This is a genomic window from Stenotrophomonas sp. JC08, assembly GCF_052180205.1.
Taxonomy (GTDB): Bacteria; Pseudomonadota; Gammaproteobacteria; order Xanthomonadales; family Xanthomonadaceae; genus Stenotrophomonas.
The window spans coordinates 3287939-3311453 of sequence record NZ_CP197473.1; the positions used below are offsets into that span (position 1 = coordinate 3287939).

Sequence of the window (23515 nt, forward strand, 5' to 3'; positions counted from 1 at the left end):
AAGGAGTTCTTGAGCAATGAGCATCTTCACCGAACAGGAAGCCAAGGCCATCCTGGACAAGGTCATCGCGCTGTCCAAGGCCGATGAGTGCACCGCCACGCTGGCCGGTTCCATCGAAGGCAACATCCGCTTCGCGCTGAACAATGTCTCCACCAGCGGCATCGTCAACAACGCCGAACTGTCGGTACAGGTGGCCTTCGGCAAGCGCGTGGGCACCGCCTCGATCAACGAGTTCGACGACGCCTCGCTGGAGCGCGTGGTGCGCCGCGCCGAGGACCTGGCCAAGCTGGCCCCGGAGAATCCGGAGTTCATGCCGGCCATCGCCAGGCAGACGTACACCGCCAGCCCGACCTTCAGCGCCTCCACCGCCGCGATCGATCCGGACTTCCGCGCCAAGGTCGCCGCCGATTCGATCGCACCGTGCCGCGGCCATGGCCTGATCGCCGCCGGCTTCCTCGAAGACGGCAACGGTTTTGTCGCCATCGCCAACAGCAACGGCAACTTCGCCTACCAGAAGAGCACCAGCTTCAACTACACCTGCACCGTGCGCACCGAAGACGGCCGCGGCTCGGGCTGGGTCGGCCGCAACCTCAAGGACGCAGCGGACTTCCGCGCCGACCAGGACATCGAAATCGCCAAGCGCAAGGCGCTGGAATCGGCCGAGGCCAAGGCGCTGGAGCCGGGCAAATACACGGTGATCCTGGAGCCGGCCGCCGCCGCCGGGCTGGTCAGCTTCATGATGAATTTCTTCGATGCGCGCTCGGCCGACGAAGGCCGCAGCTTCCTGTCCAAGAAGGGCGGCGGCAACAAGCTCGGCGAGCAGGTCTACGACCCGCAGGTGAACCTGTTCGCCGATCCGTGGCATCCGGACGCGCCAGTGCTGCCGTGGGATGGCGAGGGCATGCCGCGCGAGCGCATGGCCATCATCGACAACGGCAGGATCGCCAACCTCAACTACTCGCGCTACTGGGCGCAGAAGCAGGGCAAGACCGCCAATGCGCGGCCGGGCAACCTGCTGATGGGCGGCGGCAGCAAGTCCATCGCCGAACTGGTGCGTGGCACCGAGAAGGGCATCCTGGTCACCCGCACCTGGTACATCCGCATGGTCGATCCGCAGACCGTGCTGCTGACCGGCCTGACCCGCGACGGCACGTTCTACATCGAGAACGGCCAGATCAAATACCCGGTGAAGAATTTCCGCTTCAACGAATCGCCGGTGATCATGCTCAACAACATCGACGAGCTGGGCAAGCCGGTGCGCGTGGCCGGTGACGAGTCCAGTTTCGTGATGATGATCCCGCCGATGAAGCTGCGTGACTTCACCTTCACCTCGCTGTCGGATGCGGTGTAAAGGCGAGAAGTGAGAAACGAGGAGTGGGGAGTGAGTAAAAGCAACACCAGGTGCGGCGGCTTGTGCCGTTCTCTCACTCCCCACTTCCATCCACCCGCTCCTGTCTCATGAATCGCACCAAGTTCCTTCGCCTGCTGCTTGGCGCGGCCGCAGGGGCGGCGATATCGCCCGCCTTTGCGCAGGCCAGCCGTTACGACTTCTGGTTCACCCGGCTCAAATACGACTCCGGCGACTGGGACGTGGATGCGCGCATGCCGTCCAACCTGATCACCTCGCTGGTGGACTACACCACGCTGCGCGTGGACCCGAACGAACACGTCATCGCGCTGGCCGACCCGAAGATGCTGCGCGCGCCGTTCTGCTACCTGGCGGGGCACAAGCTGGTCGAGTTCAATCCCGATGAACGCCGCAACTTCGAGCGCTATGTGCGCAACGGCGGCTTCGTGTTCGTCGATGACTGCAACCACGATATCGACGGCCTGTTCGCCACCTCGTTCGAGGCGCAGATGCGTTCGATATTCGGCGCCACCGCATTGAAGAAGCTGCCCAACAACCATGCGCTGTACAACAGCTTCTTCAAGTTCCCCGAAGGCCCACCGGCCACCGGCTTCGAGCTCAACGGCTGGGGCGATGACCTGGTGCACGACTACCTCAAGGGCATCGAGATCGATGGCCGGCTGGGCGTGCTCTACAGCAACAAGGACTACGGCTGCGAATGGGACTACGACTGGCGCAACAAACGCTTTCTGGCCGAGGACAACACGAAGTTCGGCGTGAACATCGTGATGTACGCACTGACGCACTGACCCCACGGGTGACCGCATGACCGCTTCTTCCCACGATCTCGATTCCCTGCTGCCGCGTCTGGGCGAACTGCGCGGTGCGCTGGCCCAGGCCGTGGTCGGCCAGCACGCCGTGGTCGAACAACTGCTGATCGGCCTGCTGGCCGGCGGCCACTGCCTGCTGGAAGGCGCGCCCGGGCTGGGCAAGACGCTGCTGGTGCGCTCGCTCGGGCAGGCGCTGGAGCTGCAGTTCCGCCGCGTGCAGTTCACCCCCGACCTGATGCCCAGCGACATCCTCGGCACGGAACTGCTGGAAGAGGATCACGGCACCGGCAAGCGCGCGTTCCGTTTCCAGCAAGGGCCGATCTTCACCAACCTGCTGCTGGCCGACGAGCTCAACCGCACTCCGCCCAAGACCCAGGCCGCGCTGCTGGAAGCGATGCAGGAGCGCACCGTCAGCTACGCCGGAACGACTTATGCCCTGCCCTCGCCGTTCTTCGTACTGGCTACGCAGAACCCGATCGAACAGGCCGGCACCTACCCGCTGCCGGAGGCGCAGCTGGACCGCTTCCTGCTGCATGTGCGCGTCGACTACCCGAGCGAGCAGGAGGAACAGGACATCCTCGCCCAGACCACCGGCAGCCACAGCGGAGCGGTACCGAAAGTGATGGATGCCGAGGCGGTGCTGGCGCTGCAGGCGGCGGTGCGCGAGGTGCATGTCAGCACCGATCTGCTCAGCTGGATCACCCGGCTGGTGCGTGCCAGCCGCCCCGGCGACGGCGCTCCGGCGGAAGTGAACAACTGGGTCAAATGGGGTGCCGGCCCGCGCGCCGGGCAGTCGCTGGTGCTGGCGGCCAAGGCACGGGCACTGCTGCATGGCCGTTTCGCCGCCACCCGCGAGGATGTGCAGGCGCTGGCCGCGCCGGTGATGCGCCATCGCCTGCTGCTCTCGTTCGCCGCCGAGGCCGAACAGAAGAGCGCCGATGACGTGATCACCGCGCTGCTGCGCGCGGTGCCGTTCCCTGCCTGATAGCGACGGCCCGATCCCGATCCCCGCATGGCACCTCCCGTTCCACCGCTGATTCCCGCCGATGTGCGCAGCCGCCTGCGCGGCCTGCGGCTGCTGCCGGCGCGGGCCAGCGGCAGCCGCGGCATCGGCCTGCACGCCAGCCGCAGCCGTGGTGCCGGGCTGGAGTTCGCCCAGTACCGCGCCTACGAGCCGGGCGATGAACTGCGCCAGATCGACTGGAAACTGTACGCCCGCTCGGACCGCTTCTTCGTGCGCGAATCCGAGCGCGAAAGCCCGCTCACGGTATGGCTGATCCTCGATGCCAGCGCCTCGATGCGGCAGGCCGACCAGGCCCGCCGCGACTGGACCCGGCTGCACGCGGCCAAGGCGCTGGCCGGCTGCGTGGCCGAGCTGGCCCTGCAGCAGGGCGATACGTTCGGGCTTATCGCGATCAATGGTGATGGCCTGCAGCTGCTGCCCGCCGGCAACGGCCTGCGCCAACGCGACCGCCTGCACCTGCAGCTGCACGGCTTGCAGGCACGCGGGCAGTGGCCGGACAGCGGGCGGTTGGCGCCGGTGTGGGAGCGCATCGGCGCACACGACCTGGTGGTGATGATCGGCGACGGTTTCGACGAGGCCGCGATCGCACTGGCCGAGCGTCTGGCCAGCGCCGGCCGCGATGTGGTGCACCTGCAACTGCTCACCGTCGAGGAGCGCGACTTCCCGTTCCGCGACGGCCACCGTTTCCGTGATCCGGAAACCGGACAGGAGCTGCTGGGCGACGGCCCCACGGTACGTGCCGGCTATCTCGCCCGCTTCGCCGAGGCCCGGCGCACGCTCGATGCGCGGCTGCAGGCCGCCGGTATCCGCCACGACACCGCGTTCCTGGATGAACCCGTCGATGCACCGCTGCAGCGCCTGTTCGGTACACGGGGACGCGGCACATGACTGTGTTGTGGCTGTTCCCCACTGGCCTGGCGGCACTGGCCGCACTGCTGCTGCCGTTGCTGATCCACCTGGCCCGGCGTGACCAGCAGCAGTTGATCGATTTCGCCGCGCTGCGCTGGCTGGCGGCCAGGCCGCGTCCACGCCACCGCCTCCGTTTCGACGAATGGCCGCTGCTGCTGGTGCGGCTGCTGCTGCTCGCGCTGCTGGCGGTGTTGCTGGCACGCCCGGCGTTGCAGGGCCTGCGCGATGACACCCCTCGCATCGCCGTGCTGCCCGGTGTGGCGCCGGCACAGGCGCGTGCCGCCGCGGGCGATGCCGAAGCCACGTGGCTGTGGCTGGCGCCGGGCTTTCCGCGCATCGGCGATGCCACCGCCGTTCCCGATACGGGTCAACCGCTCGCCAGCCTGCTGCGTGAGCTCGATGCCACGCTGCCACCGGAAGCGCCGCTGACCGTCATCGTTCCGACCGTGGCCGATGGCTGGGATGCGCAGCGTCCGCAGCTGTCGCGCCCGCTGCAGTGGCAGGTGCTCGACACTCCGCCCGCAGCAATCACGGCCACGGAAATGGCACCACCGCGGCTGCAGGTCCGCCTTGACCCCGCCGGAAGCACTGCGCTGCCATGGCTGCACGCCATCGGCCAGGCCTGGAATCCGGATATGCCCGCCGCCAGCGCCGACGACACCCGGCCGTTCGCTGCCGGCGATGACGTGCGCGTCTGGCTTTCGTCCAAGCCGGTTCCCGAAATCCTGCAGGCGTGGACGCGTGAAGGCGGCCGGCTGCTGGTGGACGCGCGCACGCCACTGCCGGACGACGCACAGCGCCTGCCGTTGTGGCACGACGGCAACGGCACGCCGCTGATCGAACAGGTGGACAGCAGCACCGGACGCTGGCTGCGCTGGGCCGCGCCACTGCAGCCGGCATCCAACCCGGCCATGCTCGAAGCCGATTTCCCGCAACGCCTGCTGGAACTGCTGCAACCGTCGCCACTGCCTGCGCGCGCACGGTCGGCGACGATGCAGCCGCTCGGAGGCATGGCCGCCTGGCCGCAGCCCCCGCGTGAACCCACCACATGGCTGGTTGCCGCCATCGCCCTGCTGTTCCTGCTGGAGCGCTGGCTGGCCAGCGCGCCTCGGAGGCGCGCATGAGCGTGCGCGACTTGCTGCGCAGCGCGCGCCGGCGGGTACTGCTGACCGTGCTGGTCGGCGGCCTGCCGCTGGCTGCCGCCGTCGCGCTGTGGGTGCTGCGCATGGCCGGGTTGGATGCCGCCAGCGTGGCGCTCACCTTCGCCCTGCTGGGTGTGGCCGGGCTGGCGATGTGGCGCGCGCGACGCCTGGATACACGCTGGCTGATCGCCCAGCTGGACCAGCTCCCGCGTTTCGAGGACAGCGCCGACCTGCTGTTCGCCTTGCCCGAATCACTGAACCCGCTGCAGCAACGGCAGCGCGCGCGCATCGAACAACGCCTGCGGGCAACACCGCCGGACCTGCGTCCGCGCTGGCCGTGGCCACGCCTGCTGGCCTGCTTCGGTCTGGCGCTGCTGCTCGGCCTCGGCGCGGTCTGGCCGCGCGCGACGACGCCACAGGCATCTCCCGCTGGCGACACTGTTGCCGATGGCAGCCATTCAGGCGCCGCACCGGTGCTGCGCGGCACCCGTCTGCAGGTCACCCCGCCGGCCTACACCGGCCAGGCAACGGTTGCCGGCGACAGCCTGGACACCCGCGCGGTGCAGGGCAGCCGCCTGCACTGGCAGCTGCAGTTCACGCCGCAGCCGCAACAGGCATGGCTGCAGTTCCACGATGGCCGCCGGCTGCCGTTGCAGCGTGATGGCGAACACTGGCAGACCCACGAGGTGCTGCAGCGCTCCGGCCTGTACCGCATCGTCAGCGAACCGGCGCTGGCCGAGGCCATCCGCGCGTGGCGGCTGGAGGTGGTGCCGGACCGACCACCGCAGGTGAAGGTGATCGAACCGGCGCAGACGCTCAGCCAGGCCGCGCCGCGCCAGCGCCAGTGGCCGCTGCGCTTCGAGGCCAGCGACGATTTCGGCGTGCGCGCCAATGCCCTGCTGGAGATCACCAGCGCCAGGGGCAGCGGCGAGAACATCGACTTCCAGCAGCACCGCATCGCACTGAACGGCAATGGCAGCGCCACCGCGCGCCGCTTCGCCCACACCATCGATCTGGCCGCACTCGGCGTCGGCCCCGGCGATGAAGTGGTCGCGCGCCTGCTCGTACACGACAACCGCAGCCCGCAGCCGCAGTCCGCGCGCAGCGCCAGCCTGATCCTGCGCCTGCCCAGCGAACAGGACATCCAGACCAGCGATCTGGAAGGGGCGATCAAGAAGGTGATGCCGGCCTACTTCCGCAGCCAGCGGCAGATCATCATCGACGCCGAAGCGCTGCTGAAACAGCGCCGCACGCTGGATGCCGACAGCTTCGTCAAACGCGCCGATGCCATCGGCGTGGACCAGCGCATCCTGCGCCTGCGCTATGGCCAGTTCCTCGGCGAGGAGGCCGAAGGCGGTGCCAGACCGCCGCCCACCGGCGACCTGCCGACCGGCGACGCGCCCACCGCCGATGCCCATGCCGGTCATGCCGGTGAGCACGCCGATGACGACGGCCACGACCACGGCACGGCCGGCAGCGAGGGCACGCCGGTGTTCGGCAGCGCCAGCGACGTGCTGGCCGAATACGGCCACACCCACGACCACGCCGAAGCGGCGACCCTGCTCGATCCGCAGACCCGCGCCATCCTCAAGGCCGCGCTGGACCAGATGTGGCAGTCCGAAGGCCACCTGCGACAGGGCGATCCGGCGCAGGCGCTGCCGTATGCGTACAAGGCGCTGGGCCTGATCAAACAGGTGCAGCAGGCCGAGCGCATCTACCTGGCGCGTGTCGGCAGCACGCTGCCGCCGATCGACCTGGCCCGGCGCATGAGCGGCAAGCGCGAGGGGCTGGGCAACCGCCCGCTGCGGCTGCCGCAACGCGACGGCGACGCCCCCACACCCGTGACGGCATGGCGGGCACTGGCGACGGCGGAGGCGGCGGTCGATCTGGATGCGCTGTCGCAGTGGCTCGACGCCCATCCCGAGGCGGTGCCGGATGTGCTGGACATCGCCGCCGCCATCGACGAACTGCGCCAGCAACCCGGTTGCCAATCCTGCCGCGAGCGCCTGCGCGAACAGTTGTGGCCGGCCCTGCCGCGCGCTTCCGGGCCACCGTCGCGTCGCCAGGCCGCCGATGCCATGGGCCGGCGCTATCTGGATGCACTGGCCACACCACCGGAGCGCACGCGATGAACGGGCTGCCTCTCGCCCTGCTTGTCCTTGCGGTGCTGCTCGCCAGCGTGCGGCTGTGCCGGCGTCCCCGACCGCCCGGTATCCGCCTGGGGGCGTTGCTGGTGCTGCAGCTGGCGGCGGCGGTGCTGTTGTGGCTGACGCTGTTCCCGCCACCGCAGGCGGTACCCGCCGGCACCCTGCTGGTTGCCGGTGCCGGTACCCGTGCGTCGGAATTTTCGGCCATTCCCGCCAGCACCCGGCTGCGCCTGCCCGAGGCGCCGGCGCTGGCGGGGGTGCCACTGGTGCCGGATCTGGCCACCGCGCTGCGCCAGCATCCGCACACGCGTGAACTGCTGATCAGCGGCCACGGCCTCCCCGCACGCGACCGCACGAGCGCGCTGCCGCCACTGCGCTTGCATGCCGCCGCCGCGCCGCAGGGACTGGTCGAGCTGCAGGCGCCCGCGCCGCTTGCCCCGGGTGCGCGCTTCAGCGTCGGCACCCGTGTGCAGGGCCTGCCGCAGGCACGGGTGGAACTGCTCGATCCGGCCGGCCGGCGCGTCGCCATCGCCACGCCCGACAAGGACGGACGCGTGCGGCTTTCGGCCAGCGCACGCGACGCCGGCGAGGTCGTGTTCACCCTGCGCGCGCTCGATGCCCAGGGCACATTGCTCGACCGGTTGCCGGTGCCGGTACGCGTGCACGCAGTGCCCGCGCCGAACCTGCGCCTGCTGGCCGGCGCGCCCGGCCCCGAACTGAAGTACCTGCAGCGCTGGGCCGCCGATAGCGGCGCGCAGCTGCAGACCGGCATCAGTGTCGGCGGCGGTGTACAGCTGGGGGATGCACCAGCGGCACTGGATGCGGCCAGCCTGGCCAGACTCGATCTGCTGCTGCTCGACGAACGCCGGCTGGCGGCGCTGTCATCGGCGCAGCGCGCGGCCATCACCACCGCGATGCGTGCCGGGCTGGGCGTGCTGGTGCGGATGGGCGGTACGCTCGACGGCAACGCCCGGCGTGCCTTGCGCGAGTGGGGGCTGGACACGCGGGGCGGTGAACAGGCCGGTGCGGTCACGCTGCGAACTGGCGGTTCCGGCGGCAGCGATACCGCATTGAAGCTGGAACGCTTCGACCTGCGCGTTGACAGTGCCGAGGTGGTGCCGCTGCTGCATGCCGCCGACGGCAGCGCGATCGGCAGCTGGCGGGCGTTCGGCCAGGGCCGCATCGGCGTGCTGCCACTCGTCGACAGCTACACGCTGGTGCTCGCCGGCCATGCCGACGCGCATGCCGAACTGTGGAACACGGTGCTGGCAACACTGGCGCGGCCACTGCCGGCATCGCCGCTGCGCCACCTGCCCGCCTGGGCTTGGGCTGGCGAACGCAGCGCACTGTGCAACCTGCCCGACGATACCCGCATCCAAGCACCTGATGGCGGGCTGACCACGCCGGTGGCCGATCCGCAGGCCCGCAACTGCCGCGGCTGGTGGCCGCAACAGCCCGGCTGGCATCGCATCAGCGCAGGTGAAGACAGCGCCGGCGTGCTGGTCATCGACCCGGCCGACGCCAGCGCCCTGCATGCACAAACCACGGGCGAGGCCAGCGCGGCCCTGCGCGGCGGCACCGGCAGCGGCGTTGCCGCGATGGTGCCGGTGCCCGGTCCGCGCTGGCCGTGGCTGCTGGCCTTCGTGCTGGTGGCCGGCCTGCTGTGGTGGCTGGAACGCCGCCGGACCATTGAAACGCCTTCCCCGTAGCCGGGTAAGCGCAGCGCCTTCGCACAGAGCCCCGGGTGCGCTGCGCTTACCCAATGGAATGGACTCCTCCCACTGATCCGGCATCGAGGTGCCAGACTGGAGGTGTTGATCAACCAGTCCCACAGCAGGAGGAGTCCGTCATGCAGATTAATCGTGTTGCATTGGATCTGGCAAAGCAGCTGATCCAGGTGCATGCCGTGGATCTTTCGGGCAAGGTGCTGGTGCGCAAGCCGCTGCGCCGAACCCAGCTGTTGCCGTTTTTTCGTGAGCTTGTGCCGTGCGAGGTGGGCATGGAGGCCTGCAGTGGCGCTCATCACTGGGCGCGGCAGTTGCAGGCGATGGGGCATCGGGTGCGGTTGTTGCCACCGCAGTACGTGAAGCCGTTCGTGCTAGGGCAGAAGAATGACGCCAACGATGCCGCTGCCATCTGTGCAGCCATGAGCCGACCAGAGATTCCTGCAGTGACGGTCAAGACCATCGCCCAGCAAGATCGGCAGGCCCTGCATCGGATCCGCAGTGCGCGGGTGGCGCAGCGTACCGCGCTGGTCAACCAGACCCGTGGGCTGCTGGCCGAGTATGGGTTGGTGGTCGGCCGCGGCCGAGGAACCTTGCGCCAGGCAATCCCCGAGTTGCTGGAAGATGCCGAGAACGGCCTGAGCTTGGACTTTCGCCAACTGCTGGCCGAGCTGTATGACGAACTGGTCGTGCTGGATGCGCGGGTTGAGCAACTGACGGGCCGCATTGAGCAGCAGGTGCGCCAGGAACCGGACACGCAACGCTTGATGCAGATCCCCGGCATCGGCCCGTTGACCGCCAGCGCGCTGGTCGCAGCAATAGGCGATGCGACCCAGTTCCGCAATGGTCGGCAACTGGCCGCGTTCCTGGGGCTGGTACCGCGGCAGCACTCCAGTGGCGGCAAGGCACGGCTGCTGGGGATTCACAAACGCGGTGACAGCTATCTGCGCCAGTTGCTGGTGCATGGCGCACGCAGCGTACTGCGCACCGCCGCCAACAAACCCGATGATCGCAGCCGCTGGCTGGTGAATCTGTCGACCCGCAAACACCGCAACACCGCCACCGTGGCCCAGGCCAACAAGACCGCACGCATCGCCTGGGCGGTGCTGGCACGCAACGAGCCCTATCGCCCCTGAGAATGGGGCACGCGTCACTTCACCTTGAGTTTGCTCAGTGGTTGATGAGGAATTTCGGTAAGACCGTCGCGGGAAGAGCCTGAGTAGCCCGGTGGCCACAAGGCCGCTTACCCAATGAGGCACCCGCGGGCGACTGCTCCATCATGGCCAGAAGCACAGGCTTCACTCACAGGCCGAATATACGTTCGCAGTCTCTACCGGAAAAACTCAAAAGCGGCTTGGCAATCGGGAGGAGTCCATATACGGGCTACAGGGTCTTCTCCTCCACCCACTGCCGGGCATTGCCCGGCAACGCGGGCCTCACTTCTTCGCGCTGAGGATCGGCGTCAGATAGTCGGGAGTGCCCTCGATCCGCTGCAGCACCGGGTAGCGCAGGCCATCGGTGTAATCGATGCGGAGCGTGCGGTACACGTCCATCTGCTTGACCAGCAGGCGGATCGGCGCCTTGTCGTCCTTGGCCATGCGTACCGCCTCTTCCAGCTCCGCGGCGCTGTACTGCAGGTCGTTGACCGCCAGCACCTGCATGCCGCTGCCGAGGCCGGCGTTGAAGGCCGGGCTGTCCCAGCGCACCTCGCCGACCTTGCCCGACGCATCCAGCGCCATGCCCAGCGAGTAGATGAAGCTGGCGCCGCGGCCCTTCATCATCGCCTTGTAATAGGCGCCGGGTTTGTCGGTGTAGACCAGTTTCCAGCCTGAGGCTTCGATGCCACCGGTCAGGCCATGGCGGCCATCCACGCGCTCGCGCAGGAACATCGCCCAGTCACCGGTGGGCTGCACCTGCTCCAGCGTCGTGGCCACATCCTCGAAGGTGTAGGTGGACGGGCGCTGCCACTGGCCATCGTCCTGGCCGAAGAAGGCACGGGCGAAATCATCCAGGCTGCGCTTGCCCTTGCTGAGGCGGCGGATGCGTACGTCCGCTTCCAGCCACAGCATCTGCCCGCCCTGGTAGTAGTCCTCGCTCATCTGGTAGCCGCGGTACGGCTTGGGCTTGCGCCGCGCGATCACCGGATCGTTGGTGGTGTCGCCGAGCGAGCGCCACTCCAGCCCCGGACGGTTGCCGGCGTAGGTGGCCGCCACCAGCGCCAGCGCATCGCGCGAGGCATCCAGCGGCCGCAGCCCGGAACGCGCGGTCAGCACATTGCCCCAGTACTGGGTCTGGCCTTCATATACCCACAGCAGGCTGCCCTGCATCGGCACGTTGTAGTTCAGCGTGGCCAGGTCGGCCGGACGCCGGTACTTGCCGTCCCACGAATGCGTGTACTCGTGGCCGAGCAGATCGGTGCTGCCGATCTTCGCGTCCCAGCCGCTGAAGTAGTCGCGGTCCTCGCTGTTCTCGCTGGAACGCTGGTGCTCCAGGCCGATGCCACCGAGCTGGCTGGTCACCGCGAACAGGAAGTCGTAGTGGTCGTAGTGCTCGGCACCGAACAGCCGGCGCGCCTGGGTGACCAGCGCGCGGTGCTGGTCGATGTGCTCGGGCTTGGCCTCCAGATCCTTGGCGCGGTCGGCGAATACATTCAGCCGCACCGGGCGGGTGCCGGCCGGGGCCAGATCGAAGGTCCTGTGGTAGCGGCCGGCAAACACCGGCGAGTCCATCAGGATTTCCAGATTGACCGGCGCGTAATGCACGGTGTCGCCATCACGGCGCGCCACGTCCAGCGCGGACGCCGCCTGCCAGCCCTGCGGGTACCTGGCACTGGCTTCATAGCGGATCGCGTGCGCGGCATGCCCGGCCGGGTACAGCAGCATCGCGTTCCACTGCAGGTTGAGCATGTTCGGCGTCATCACCGCGCGGCCCTGCGCCGAGTCGGTGGGGCTGAGGAACTGGTACTCCATGCGCAGCTCACCCACACCCTCGGGCACCTGCACGTTGAAGGTGAACACGTCCAGCGGATCGCGCACCCAGTCCAGCCGCTGGCCGTTGCCGGTGATCACCAGCCCGGCCAGCTTCTCGATCGCGCCGCTGGCGGCATGGTTGCCCGGCAGCCAGGCCGGATAATGGAAGCGCTGCAGGCCGGCAGCCACCGGCACCGTCTGGCGGATGCTGAAGACCCGCTGGCCCAGGTCGGTGGCGTCCACCTCCAGCATGATCGTGCCCGGATAGGCGGCCTCGCTGATGCGCACGCCGCGCGCGTCGGTGTCGGGCACGTCCGGCGCGGCGTTGGCCAGACCCATGGCGGCCAGCAAGGCCATTCCCAGAGCCGCAGGGTGGAAAGCACGCATCAGCAACCTCTCAATGGTCAGAGAGGGCCATCATCTCCCAGCCGGCAGCAGCCCCGCACGGGCCGATAGGCATGCCTGCGGCGGCGCGGCGTCCGTGCCGCGGGCGCCAGCAGCTCAGGGCTGCAGTTCAAGCACCGGCACGAAGCCACCGTAGATCAGGCGCTTGCCATCGAACGGCATCGGGTTGGTGGCCGGGTCCATGCGCGGGTCGTCCATCATCTTTTTCATCGCCGCATCGCGGGTGGCCTTGTCCGGCCATTCGATCCACGAGAACACCACCGTCTCGTCCTCGCGGGCCTGCACGCAGCGGAAGAAATCGGTCTGCGTGCCGTGCGGGACATCATCGCCCCAGCACTCCACCACGCGCAGCGCGCCGTACTCCATGAACACCGCATCGCCGGTACGGGCATGGGTGATGAACTTTTCCCTGTTGGCCGTGGGCACGGCGAGCACGAAACCATCGACATACGACATGGGGCACCTCCGGGGCGATGGCGGCCACGGCAGCCGCCTTGTGTACAGGACAAATCACAGCCCAAGGGCGACACCTTGCCGCAGCAGATGTTGCGGCAGCGCCAAATAGCCGCATTCATCGCAACGGCCTGCACCGGCGTTCATCCGCCGCGATCACCGGCTCAGCATTCATCCAGCGCCGCGAACGCGCTGGCCAGGTGGTCGATGAACAAGCGCACCGACGGCAGCAGGCCGCGCCGCGACGGGAACACCGCGTGGATGATCTCCTGCGGCGGCGCCCAGTCCGGCGCCACCCGCACCAGCCGGTCATCATCAAGCGCCTCGCGCACGATCATCGTCGGCAGCTGCGCCACGCCCACGCCGGCATAGGCCGCCTCGCGCAACGCCATCATCCCGCGGGTGATCAGCCGCGGTTGGTGCGGCACCTGCGCCGTGGCGCCGTCCGGGCCGATCAGCCGCCACACGTGTTCGCCCTGCGGCACGCCCAGCGCCACGCTCGGCAGCAGGGGCAGGTCGGCCGGGCCATGGGCCATGCCGCAGCGCTCCACCAGCGCCGGCGCGGCGACCAGACACTGGCTGCGTTCGGCGAGCACCCTGAGCACCAGCTCGCTGTCCTCCAGCGGCGGCGGGCGCACGCGGATGGCGAGATCGAAACCTTCGGCAATCACATCCACACGCCGGTCGGTGGCGTCCAGATGCACCTGCACGTCCGGGCAACGCGCCATGAAGTCGGCCACCATCGCCGCCACGCGGAAATCCAGCAGCATCGTCGGACAGCTCAGCCGCACCACGCCACGCGGCTGCGAGCGCGTCAGTTCGATCGATTCGGCCGCCGCTTCGGCTTCCACCAGCATCGCCCGGCAGTGCGCGTAGAACGTCTGCCCGACCTCGGTCACCGAGAAGTGCCGGGTGGAGCGCTGGATCAGCCGCACCCCCAGCCGTTCCTCCAGCAGCGCGATGCGCCGGCTCAGCTTGGACTTGGGCTCGCCCAGCGCGCGCCCGGCCGGCGCGAAGCCGCCGTGCTCGACCACCTTGGCGAAGTAGTACAGGTCGTTCAGGTCCTGCATGTCGCTATCCATCGTTCACCAGATAGGACTATGAGAGCACTTTTCGCCGACTACCGCCCCCATCGTCCCGAATCCATCATCTGTCCCAACGCAGCGCACCCCGCGCCGCCCAAGGAGCAGACCCATGAAGAAGATCAGCGGCCTCTACAGCGCCCCCCGCCCGCACTGGGTCGGCGACGGCTTCCCGGTCCGTTCGCTGTTCTCCTACAACACCCATGGCCGCCAGCTCAGCCCGTTCCTGCTGCTGGACCACGCCGGCCCGGCCGAGTTCAGCCCGACCGACGGCCGCCGTGGCGTCGGCCAGCACCCGCACCGCGGCTTCGAGACCGTCACCATCGTCTATGACGGCGAAGTGGCGCACCGCGATTCCACCGGTGCCGGTGGCGAGATCGGCCCGGGCGACGTGCAGTGGATGACCGCCGCCTCGGGGATCCTGCACGAGGAGTTCCACTCCGAAGCCTTCAGCCGCCGCGGCGGCACGCTGGAAATGGTGCAGCTGTGGGTCAACCTGCCGGCCGCCGACAAGATGGCCGCACCGGGCTACCAGAACATCACCAATGCCGACATCCCGGTGGTGCCGCTGGCCGAGGGCGCCGGCAAGGTACGCGTGATCGCCGGGCAGTTCGGCGGCCAGCGCGGCCCGGCCCGCACCCACACCCCGATGGACGTGTGGGACCTGCGCCTGGGGCGCGATCAGCACACCACGCTGGACTTCGCCGAAGGCCACACCGTGGCGATGGTGGTGCTGCACGGCACCGTGCTGTTCAACGGCCAGCAGGTCGCCCGTGAAGGCCAGCTGGTGCTGTTCGACCGTGCCGCCGGCCAGGTCGAACTGGAAGCCAACGCCGACGCCACCGTGCTGGTGCTGGCTGGCGAGCCGATCGACGAGCCCATCGCCGGCTATGGCCCGTTCGTGATGAACACGCAGGAGGAAATCCGCCAGGCGATGGAGGACTTCAACTCCGGCCGCTTCGGCCAGATCCCCGCGTAACCGCTTGCGCCCCTCTCCCCGCGGGGTGAGAGGGGCCGTTTGCGAACCACCGGTTCGCTGCCCTGCGAACGCCCTTGCGCCAGCGCAAGGGCCGGAGCTGGGAACAGGAGGTGCGGGCAGACGAAGCCGGCACCCGTAACCAACCCGTGCATCCCGACGTTCAGCGATGCACCCCAACCGAACCCTCAACCGCCCCTACGGGGCACCTTCTCCCGCGGGGAGAAGGAATTACCGGAGCTTTCCCATGAGCAAACCTTACGTCCGTTTGAACAAAGACGATGTCGCCGTCCTGCTGGTCGACCACCAGACCGGCCTGCTGTCGCTGGTGCGCGACATCGACCCGGACAAGTTCAAGAACAACGTGCTGGCGCTGGCCGACATCGCCAGGTACTTCCAGCTGCCGACCATCCTGACCACCAGCTTCGAGGAAGGCCCCAACGGCCCGCTGGTGCCGGAGCTGAAGGAACTGTTCCCGGACGCGCCGTACATCGCCCGCCCCGGCCAGATCAACGCCTGGGACAACGAGGACTTCGTCACCGCGGTCAAGGCCACCGGCAAGAAGCAGCTGCTGGTCGCCGGCGTGGTCACCGAAGTGTGCGTGTCCTTCCCGGTGCTGTCGGCGCTGGCCGAAGACTTCGACGTGTTCGTCGTCGCCGACGCCTCGGGCACCTTCAACGAGATGACCCAGAAAGCCGCCTGGAGCCGCATGGAACAGGCCGGCGCGCAGCTGATGACCTGGTTCGGCGTGGCCTGCGAACTGCACCGCGACTGGCGCAACGACGTGGAAGGCCTCGGCACCCTGTTCGCCAACCACATCCCCGACTACCGCAACCTGATCAACAGCCACAGCAAGTTCACCAGCGGCAAGTAAGCCGCCGCGCTGCACTGTGAACCGACCGTCGCGCCGCAAGGTGCGACGGTTTTTTTATGCCTGCGCTCAGTTACCGACCGCAGCCGGAGGCTGGCAGCGGTGACGGGGTGGGTAAGTGAACCCGACTCCGTTACTTCGAAGCTCAGAAATCCGAGCCAAGGCTTCCACACGCTGCGCGTGCGGGTTCCTTTGACCAGCCATTCGGCTGTTGAAGAGCGTTTGTCTTGGCAAAAGTGACCCACGGAGCGCAGCGACGAACGGCGAAGCCGGCCCGAAGGGCGAGCACCACAGGTGCGAGTCAAACCGCTTCCGCCGGACGCCTGCCGATGCGATGACGCCGCATCGGTCCCCTGTGCTTCTCGCGGATCAAAGCGGCGCGAGAACTCGCATCGCTCAAACATCTCGCGCCTTTTCCTTTGATCCGCTGCGATGCTCGGCACGCTTTCACGGCTAGGGAAAGTCAGCGGCGAAAGCGAAAAACAGCACTGCAAAAGCGCGACTTCAGCCATGCCGCTTTGCTCCGTGAACAGTTGACCCAACAGCTTCAGATCGGTGGGTCGCACCTCACCTGACCTATCAGCACGTAGTTGATGCGCTGTTTCTCGACCAGCGGGCCGTGACGGCTTCGGTCCGTTTGTTCTTACCGCCCTGTTGCCTCGGGCGCACCAGTCCCCGGTAGCTCTACCTGGGTTCGAAGTATCACTTTCCCTACGCCCATATGCGGCGGGCACTGGTCGCAAGGTGCACGGGCTTGAAATAAGCCGCCGCGTGAACGAATCTTCACGAAGTCCGATTCCGCAGGAATCACAGGGGGACACATGGAATGTGTTGTATCCGCACGCCGCGCCGTGCGCTGGATCGTGATAACCGGGATGTTGTGCAGCACCACCGTCCACGCACAGACGGTGCGCTCGGCGGTGGGTACGCAGCAGCGGACTTATATTCCGCCGGCCCGGCAGCCGTTCAACTCGATGGCGCGCGACACCACGCCGTTCAACTGCGAGCAGTACCGCCACCACCCGCATCCGGGCATGGCCGGCTACTGCCAGGGCATCGAGAACATGACCCTGCAAAGCGAAGCGCGCCGCCAAGGCCGCCCCGCACCCTCCTCTTCCATCATCGAATTACCGCCACTGGGCTCGGAACCGGCCAAGACGCTGGGCTATGCCTGCGTCGGCGGCCAGGCGTTCAAACGCCTCAAGAACGGCTGGGAGCAGGTGTCGGCCGCAACCGGTGGCTGGCAGCGGTGTCGGGGTGGGTGAGTAGTCCATTTCACAACTGGCCATACCGGCCACATCACGAGGATGAATGATTATGAAGAATATGGTTTTAGCAGTAGCTATCGCCGCATCCGTTGCTGCGTGCGCATCTAATCCGCCATTAAACTTTTCAGTACCAAATGTTGGGGTTTCGGCAAAAAAGGTCGATGCAGAACTGAAGTCGCTGACCGTTTCCCTCGCCCGCCCTGATGAAAAAAAGGGAGATATGCCCGCGGCTGCGCAACATGAGGTTCCCCAGATGTGGCAGAACGCACTGACAGAGGCTCTGAACAAAATGGCCATTTTCCGTGATGATGCGCCACGAAAGTTGAGTCTATCGGTAAAAATACTCGCCATTGATATCCCATCTTTCGGTGCGTCCATGACAACCAAAACCATTGCACGATACGAACTTATCGACCGTGCAGATGGAAGCATCATTTACACCCAGGATATTTCAGCGGAAGGTGAGGTTCCATTCAACTACGCTTTCGTCGGCGCCATCCGTGCACGTGAGTCGATCAGCCGATCCGCACAGAACAACATTGCCCAGTTTCTTCAAGCGCTGGAAACAGTAGACGTCGCCAAGCCGATGTTCCCGACCGAGCAAGGGGCTACGCAATGATTCGTGGTTGTGCATTTGCTTTGGTCACACTCGCCATTACCGCCTGCGCTCCCAACGTCCGCACAGATAGCTATTCAGTAGGCTCAGTCGGCCAAGTTAATAGAACTGTCGCCGCCACGGTGATAAGCGTCCGACCCGTTTCCATTGACGGAAGTCGTGGCGGAGGGGCTGCGGCTGGCGCAGCCATGGGTGGAATCGCTGGATCCCAAATTGGAGGGAGTGACGCGGCCGGAGCGGTAGGCGCAATCGGGGGCTTAGTTGTTGGTGCAATTGCGGGGGCTGCGGCGGAACGCTCCGCCTCACATGCCACTGGCACGGAGTACGTTGTACAAACTGAGAATGGCAACCTCATGACAGTTGTGCAGGGTGCGGACCCCATATTTCGCGAAGGATCGAAAGTATTAGTTCTTTATGGATCTCCATCGAGAATAATCGCCGATCCAAGAATAAAATGACTCAGCCAAAGACAATCAACTAAATCAATCAACAATAAACCTTTGATTAGTAGGCTGGGCTGGCCTTACCAACCCAGCACCTTTGCCTTGTTTCTCGATGCTGGGTTGATAGAGCCAAACCCAGCCTACGAAACTCGCAGGGGCACAGCTCACCGGTTTCGTGCCGGTGCATCGGCCCAGAAAAAACAGGGGTCAGAGTGAATGGAAAACAGGGGTCAGGGTGAATTAATCCAGGGCCGTAGGCTGGGTTGGCCTCACCAACCCAGCGCCTTTGCCTTGTTTCTCGATGCCGGGTTGATAGAGCCAACCCAGCCTACGGAGCTACGGAACATTCCCCGTCCACCCGGGAATGTGAACGCCCCGATGCCCCACCGTTTTGGGCCGCCCCCCGTTGTGATAAATGTGCCGCTCCCCCGCAAAGGAGCACCCCGCATGCGCCATGGAATCACCACTCTGACCTGCCTGTCGTTGCTGCTTGCCGCCTGTGGAGGCACGCCACCGGCCGGGCCCGCCGCCGGCGACGCCGCTGCGCCTGCGGCCACCACGCCGGCCAGTGTGGCGGCAGCGGTTGCGGAGGTGTTGACCGCCGGCAGCGTCGAATTCCCGGTGATCCCGCCGATCATGGTGCCCGGCATCGTCGGCAGCGGCCCGGCGCAGAAGCGGCTGGAAGCGTCGATGCAGGCGCTGATCGATCCGATCGCCGGCATCACCGTACGCCCGGCCAATTGCACCACCGACGGCGCGCTGGTCAATGAAAGCGGTTTCACCAATATCGATGCGCAGGGCAACCTGCAGCGGATCAGTGAACAGGGCGTGTTTGAAATCGGCGCCGATGGTAGCGGCCATGTGGTGAGCGATGGCGAGGTGGTCGAGGTGGCGGCCGATGGCAGCGGCAGCATCGTCAACGATGCCGGCGTGTTCGAGGTCAGGGCCGATGGTTCAGGCACCTACGTCGGCGAGTTCGGCAATATCGAGCTGGACGGCAAGGGCGGCGGCACCTGGATCGGCGAGTTCGGCAGCATCGAGAACCGGGGTGACGGCTCCGGCCGCTGGGTGGGCGAGGAAGGCAGCATCGAGATCAACGCCGATGGCTCGGGCACGTGGATCGGCGGCCCGCACGGCATCGTCGAGAACCGCGGCGACGGCACCGGCACGGTGGGCGCCGTCGAGAAGGAGGTGGCCATGGCGCCGCTGCCACCGCTGCCGCCCGCCGGGCGTTTCCCGCTGCTGGACACGTTCAAACCCTCCGGTGCGCCGTGCGGGTTCGTCATCACTCTCAACGACAAGGTGCTGTTCGACTTCGACAAGGCCGACATCCGCGCCGATGCCGGGCAGGTACTCGATACCCTGGCCACGGCGCTGGGCACGGTGCAGGCCGGCACCCTCGAGGTCCGCGGCCACACCGACGCCAAGGGCAGCGACGCGTACAACCAGGACCTGTCCGAACGCCGCGCACGCGCGGTGGTGGCGGCGCTGCAGCAGCGCGGTGCGGCCATGGAGGCGACGGCGCAGGGCTACGGCGAGTCGCAGCCGGTCGCCCCCAACGAGGTCGATGGCAAGGACAACCCCGGCGGGCGCCAGCTCAACCGCCGCGTGGAGATCTTCGTGCGCACCTGACCGCAACCGCGGGAGCGGTTTTACGTTCCCGCACCGGCCTGCGTGTGCCGCAGGCATCAGGCGCGGCTTGACGCCCTTCCCCCTGCTGGCTATCAACACTGCACCTGATTGGAGAGTCCCCATGCGTAGTGTCCTGTCCGCCAGCCTGTCCGCGCTGCTGTTTGTCGCCCTGCCCGCCGCGGCCCACTCGCCCATTGCAAGCGCGCGGGTGGCCTTCGACCGCGACGGCGTCACCGCCAGCCAAGCGCAGGGGCTGGCCGATGTGACCGCGCAGCGCGCACTCAGCGTGGACGACCCGGTGCGGATCGCCTCGATCTCCAAGCTGGTGCTGGCCATCGGCGTGATGCGGCTGGTGGAGGAAGGCACATTCGACCTGGATACCGATGTCTCCACCTACCTAGGCTGGCCGCTGCGCCACCCGCGCTTTGCCGACACCCCGATCACGCTGCGGCTGATGCTCTCGCACCGCTCCGGGCTGACCGATGACGCCGGCTACTGGGCCACGCCGCTGGATGGCGATATCCGCGAGATCCTTGGTGACCCGCGCGCCTGGGATAGACATGCGCCGGGCACCTGGTTCCGCTACACCAACCTCAACTCGCCGCTGGTGGCCTCGATGATGGAGCGCGCCACCGGCGAGCGCTTCGACCTGCTGATGCAGCGGCTGGTGCTGCAGCCGGCGAAGATCACCGCCTGCTACGGCTGGGAAAGCTGCGATACCGCCACCGCCGCACGCGCAGTGGTGCTGTATGACGAGGCCGGTCAGCCGGTGGTGGACAACAACCGCGGGACCAAGCCGGCCTGCAATGTGGTCCGTGCCCGCGACCGCAGCTGCGACCTGTCGCTGTGGCAGCCGGGTCGCAATGGCGGGGCGTTCTCGCCGCAGGGCGGACTGCGGATCAGCGCCAGCGCACTGGCGCGGGTCGGCCGGCTGCTGCTGGGCGAAGGCGAGATCGACGGGGTGCGCGTGCTCAGCCCGGCCTCGGTACAGACGCTGCTGACGCCGCAATGGGTGTACGCGCCGGGCAACGGCCAGACCTGGGAAGACGGCGAGCCGGAGCCGCCGCCGGGCCTGCCGCGCGCGACGATATGCCGCTACGGTCAGGGGACCATCACCCTGGCCACGGACCACCCGGACTGCGGCGATGACCCGTTCGGCGACGGCGTGGCGCGCGTGGGCCATTCCGGCAATGCCTACGGGCTGCGCTCGGGGCTGTGGATCGACCCGGCCAGCGGCACCGGCGTGGCCTACTTCGCCACCGGTATGGACGGCGCGCCGACCGGCACGCATTCGGCCTATACCGCCGAGGAAGAGCGGCTGGCGACCGGGAAGTAAGCCGGTAGCGGGTTCGGGCTTCAGTCCGGACCCGGTTGCTGCGGCATGGCTCAGTCCTGCCGCCACGCCTTGCGCGCGGCGGCACTGTGGAAGCTCCACGCCACGAAGCGGCTCTGCTTGCTGCCCTGCGCCATGGCCACCTCGCGCACCTCGGCAGCGCCGGCCTTGGCCAGCTGCTTGTGCAGATCGGGCAGATGCTCGCGCTTGGCCACCAGCGAGCTGAACCACAGCACCTGCGGCCCGATGGCCACGCTTTCCTTGACCATCCGGCGCAGGAACGAGGCCTCGCCGCCGGTGCACCACAATTCGTTGGCCTGGCCGCCGAAATTCAGGGCCGGTGCCTTGGTCGTCGTCGCGCCGCCCAAGTTGCGCCGCTTGCGCCGGCTGCCCTGCGCGGCCTCCTTGGCCGACGCGTGGAACGGCGGATTGCACAGGGTCAGATGGAAGCGGTCGTCGGCCTGCACCACGCCGCTGAACAGGCTGCCGCGTGCGGACTGCAGGCGCAGTTCGATCAGCACCTCCAGCCTATTGGCGCGCACGTTGGCGCTGGCCGACTGCAGCGCATCAGCATCGATATCACTGCCGACGAACGACCAGCCATATTCGGCCTGGCCCAGCAACGGGTAGATGCAGTTGGCGCCGACGCCGATATCCAGCACGCGCACCGCCGGCCCGCGCGGGATCACGCCACCGGCATCGTCGGCCAGCAGATCCGCCAGCCCGTGCAGGTAGTCGACCCGGCCCGGCACCGGCGGGCACAGGTAACCATGGGGAATATCCCAGTGGCCAATGCCGTAATCACTGGCGAGCAGCGCGCGGTTGAGTTCGCGCACCGCCTGCGGATCACTGAAATCGATGCTCTGGCTGCCGGCCGGGGTACGGATCAGATGCGCCTGCAGCGCCGGGTTGGCCGCCAGCAGCCGCGCCATGTCGTAGCGGCCCTGGTGGCGGTTGCGCGGGTGCAGTGCCGTGGCTGCCGCTGCGGGCGGTCGCCGCGGTGGGCGGGGCGTGGACGGCATCGGCGTGGAATCAGGACGAGGCGGCAACCGCCGCCGGTGTCTGCAGGCGCTGCAGCAGGTGGGCGACTTCCGCGCCGGGGCGGCGGGCCAGCACGGCGGCGACCGCGCCATGCACGGCGTGCAGCACTTCGGCCTCGTTGCGGCTGGCGTCGATGAGCTGTTTGTCGGCCAGTTCCAGCTGCTGGAAGATGGCGCGGCAGCGCTCCAGGTTCTGCGCGGTCTCGAAATGGTTGGGGATATCGCCGCGGGCGCGGATGCGCTGCAGCCCCTGTTCCGGGGTCAGGTCCAGCAACAGCAGCAGGTGCGGACGCGGGGCGAAGTCGTTGGCCTGCAGCAGCTCGTCCAGCGGCAGTCCGGCCGCGCCCTGGTAGGCGACCATCGACGGGAAATAGCGGTCCAGGATCACCACCTCGCCGCGCGCCAGCGCCGGCTCGATGACCTCTTCCACATGCTGGCGACGGTCGCGCAGCAGGTAGTCGACCTCCTGCTCCGGGCTCAGCCGGCCGGTGGCGGCCGATTGCCGCAGACGCGTGCCCCACGGGCCGTTGGTCGGCTCCTTGCCCAGCACCACGGTGGCCCCGGCCGCGCGCAGATCGCGGGCCAGCGCGTGGGCCAGCGTGGTCTTGCCGGCACCATCAATGCCTTCAATGGCGATCAGCAGGCCGCCGGGAATCTGTTGGTTGTCCATGGCCGCTACTTTACCCGCCTCCTGTCCGCTACCGGCAGCCGGCAGGGCAATCGCCATGATCGGAACAGGCCGCTCAGGGCGGATCGGCGGCCGGCGCACAGCCGTCCTGCACGCAGAAACGGGCGGCACGCCGCTGCTGTTCGGGCGTCAGTTGCGGCGGCGGGCGGGCGATGGCCGACTGGATCTGGTCACGACCATTGGTGAGTTTGTGCAGGCCCTTGGCCGCGGCCATCAGCCCGTAGTTGATGCCCATGAAAAGGTAACCCCCGCTGAGGCTGACCTGCTCCGGCGTCGGCGGCTCACTCCAGGACTTGCTGAAACGGTTCGGCGCAGGCGTGACCGGATTCTTGAAGCGGTACAGGTCCAGCGGCTCGTCCTCGGGCTTGAGCGCACGCACTTCCTCCAGCGTGGTGACCTTGTCTTCGGCCGGTGGCGGCAGCGCATCCGTGACCCCTTCCTGCTGCATCGCGCCGGATCCCGGTGGTGGCGTCTGCTGCGCCTGCGCGGTCATCGCCAGCATCATGCCGGCCACCACAAGTGCTCCCTGCCATCCACGCACCATCGCTGTTGCCACCCTCGCCTCGTGTCCGCCGCCGAGCTTACGGATGTCGGCTTCAGATTTCGTTGCGTGGC

21 protein-coding genes are annotated in these 23515 nt (G+C 67.6%); 14 read left to right on the forward strand and 7 right to left on the reverse strand.

The genetic code is table 11. The features are described from left to right. The first annotated feature begins 16 nt into the window (after nt 1-16). From ACSBPQ_RS15185 to ACSBPQ_RS15220, 8 genes are all read left to right on the forward strand, one after another. A complete protein-coding gene (locus ACSBPQ_RS15185; protein ID WP_442682911.1) occupies nt 17-1351 on the forward strand; it encodes a TldD/PmbA family protein in 1335 nt (444 codons plus the stop codon). A 107-nt stretch (nt 1352-1458) separates the two neighbouring features. Further along, nucleotides 1459-2157: a DUF4159 domain-containing protein gene (locus ACSBPQ_RS15190; RefSeq protein ID WP_442682912.1), complete on the forward strand. Its 699-nt coding sequence runs from the start codon at nt 1459-1461 to the stop codon at nt 2155-2157. 16 nt (nt 2158-2173) lie between these two features. Further along, a complete protein-coding gene (locus ACSBPQ_RS15195) occupies nt 2174-3163 on the forward strand; it encodes an AAA family ATPase (RefSeq protein ID WP_442682913.1) in 990 nt (329 codons plus the stop codon). A gap of 27 nt (nt 3164-3190) precedes the next feature. Continuing rightward, a complete protein-coding gene (locus ACSBPQ_RS15200) occupies nt 3191-4090 on the forward strand; it encodes a DUF58 domain-containing protein (protein ID WP_442682914.1) in 900 nt (299 codons plus the stop codon). After that, nucleotides 4087-5235 (forward strand): BatA domain-containing protein, encoded by a 1149-nt coding sequence (locus ACSBPQ_RS15205; RefSeq protein WP_442682915.1) that lies wholly within the window; start codon nt 4087-4089, stop codon nt 5233-5235. Before ACSBPQ_RS15200 ends, ACSBPQ_RS15205 begins: the two co-directional genes overlap by 4 nt. After that, a complete protein-coding gene (locus ACSBPQ_RS15210) occupies nt 5232-7385 on the forward strand; it encodes a hypothetical protein (RefSeq protein ID WP_442682916.1) in 2154 nt (717 codons plus the stop codon). Before ACSBPQ_RS15205 ends, ACSBPQ_RS15210 begins: the two co-directional genes overlap by 4 nt. Continuing rightward, a complete protein-coding gene (locus ACSBPQ_RS15215) occupies nt 7382-9109 on the forward strand; it encodes a carboxypeptidase regulatory-like domain-containing protein (RefSeq protein WP_442682917.1) in 1728 nt (575 codons plus the stop codon). Before ACSBPQ_RS15210 ends, ACSBPQ_RS15215 begins: the two co-directional genes overlap by 4 nt. A 140-nt stretch (nt 9110-9249) precedes the next feature. Further along, nucleotides 9250-10260 (forward strand): IS110 family transposase, encoded by a 1011-nt coding sequence (locus ACSBPQ_RS15220; protein ID WP_442682525.1) that lies wholly within the window; start codon nt 9250-9252, stop codon nt 10258-10260. A gap of 300 nt (nt 10261-10560) precedes the next feature. Here ACSBPQ_RS15220 and ACSBPQ_RS15225 read toward each other — a convergent pair whose 3' ends face one another. The 3 genes from ACSBPQ_RS15225 to ACSBPQ_RS15235 all read right to left on the reverse strand — a co-directional run bounded on the left by ACSBPQ_RS15225 (nt 10561) and on the right by ACSBPQ_RS15235 (nt 14021). Further along, nucleotides 10561-12480, reverse strand: a complete 1920-nt coding sequence (locus tag ACSBPQ_RS15225; RefSeq protein WP_442682918.1) for a M61 family metallopeptidase — start codon at nt 12478-12480, stop codon at nt 10561-10563. A 114-nt stretch (nt 12481-12594) separates the two neighbouring features. Continuing rightward, nucleotides 12595-12954 carry a DUF1428 domain-containing protein gene (locus ACSBPQ_RS15230; protein WP_442682919.1) on the reverse strand — a complete coding sequence of 120 codons (360 nt, stop codon included), beginning with the start codon at nt 12952-12954 and terminating at the stop codon, nt 12595-12597. Nucleotides 12955-13115: 161 nt separating this feature from the next. Beyond that, nucleotides 13116-14021: a LysR family transcriptional regulator gene (locus tag ACSBPQ_RS15235; RefSeq protein ID WP_442682920.1), complete on the reverse strand. Its 906-nt coding sequence runs from the start codon at nt 14019-14021 to the stop codon at nt 13116-13118. Nucleotides 14022-14145: 124 nt separating this feature from the next. Between ACSBPQ_RS15235 and ACSBPQ_RS15240 the strand changes: the two genes are divergently transcribed. Both ACSBPQ_RS15240 and ycaC read left to right on the forward strand, forming a co-directional pair. Continuing rightward, nucleotides 14146-15012 (forward strand): pirin family protein, encoded by an 867-nt coding sequence (locus ACSBPQ_RS15240; RefSeq protein ID WP_442682921.1) that lies wholly within the window; start codon nt 14146-14148, stop codon nt 15010-15012. A gap of 244 nt (nt 15013-15256) precedes the next feature. Beyond that, nucleotides 15257-15883 carry an isochorismate family cysteine hydrolase YcaC gene (gene ycaC, locus ACSBPQ_RS15245; protein ID WP_442682922.1) on the forward strand — a complete coding sequence of 209 codons (627 nt, stop codon included), beginning with the start codon at nt 15257-15259 and terminating at the stop codon, nt 15881-15883. On the opposite strand, the gene ACSBPQ_RS15250 is transcribed toward ycaC, so the two are convergent. Further along, complete coding sequence (locus ACSBPQ_RS15250) at nt 15835-16392, reverse strand: hypothetical protein (protein ID WP_442682923.1); 558 nt, start codon at nt 16390-16392, stop codon at nt 15835-15837. The genes ycaC and ACSBPQ_RS15250 overlap by 49 nt on opposite strands. 363 nt (nt 16393-16755) lie before the next feature. Between ACSBPQ_RS15250 and ACSBPQ_RS15255 the strand changes: the two genes are divergently transcribed. The 4 genes from ACSBPQ_RS15255 to ACSBPQ_RS15270 all read left to right on the forward strand — a co-directional run bounded on the left by ACSBPQ_RS15255 (nt 16756) and on the right by ACSBPQ_RS15270 (nt 21175). Then, a complete protein-coding gene (locus ACSBPQ_RS15255; protein WP_442682924.1) occupies nt 16756-17145 on the forward strand; it encodes a hypothetical protein in 390 nt (129 codons plus the stop codon). 46 nt (nt 17146-17191) lie between these two features. Continuing rightward, on the forward strand, nt 17192-17767 hold the full coding sequence (locus ACSBPQ_RS15260) for a UDP-N-acetylglucosamine acyltransferase (RefSeq protein WP_442682925.1): 576 nt from the start codon (nt 17192-17194) through the stop codon (nt 17765-17767). An 887-nt stretch (nt 17768-18654) separates the two neighbouring features. Then, complete coding sequence (locus ACSBPQ_RS15265; protein WP_442682926.1) at nt 18655-19839, forward strand: OmpA family protein; 1185 nt, start codon at nt 18655-18657, stop codon at nt 19837-19839. A 121-nt stretch (nt 19840-19960) separates the two neighbouring features. Next, a complete protein-coding gene (locus ACSBPQ_RS15270; RefSeq protein ID WP_442682927.1) occupies nt 19961-21175 on the forward strand; it encodes a serine hydrolase domain-containing protein in 1215 nt (404 codons plus the stop codon). A gap of 50 nt (nt 21176-21225) precedes the next feature. Here ACSBPQ_RS15270 and rlmF read toward each other — a convergent pair whose 3' ends face one another. The 3 genes from rlmF to ACSBPQ_RS15285 all read right to left on the reverse strand — a co-directional run bounded on the left by rlmF (nt 21226) and on the right by ACSBPQ_RS15285 (nt 23444). After that, the gene (gene rlmF / locus ACSBPQ_RS15275) at nt 21226-22194 is read right to left on the reverse strand and encodes a 23S rRNA (adenine(1618)-N(6))-methyltransferase RlmF (RefSeq protein WP_442682928.1); all 969 of its coding nucleotides are present in this window, start codon (nt 22192-22194) and stop codon (nt 21226-21228) included. 10 nt (nt 22195-22204) lie between these two features. Continuing rightward, nucleotides 22205-22882 carry a dTMP kinase gene (gene tmk / locus ACSBPQ_RS15280; RefSeq protein ID WP_442682929.1) on the reverse strand — a complete coding sequence of 226 codons (678 nt, stop codon included), beginning with the start codon at nt 22880-22882 and terminating at the stop codon, nt 22205-22207. A 73-nt stretch (nt 22883-22955) separates the two neighbouring features. After that, on the reverse strand, nt 22956-23444 hold the full coding sequence (locus ACSBPQ_RS15285) for a hypothetical protein (protein ID WP_442682930.1): 489 nt from the start codon (nt 23442-23444) through the stop codon (nt 22956-22958). Nucleotides 23445-23515 lie beyond the last annotated feature (71 nt).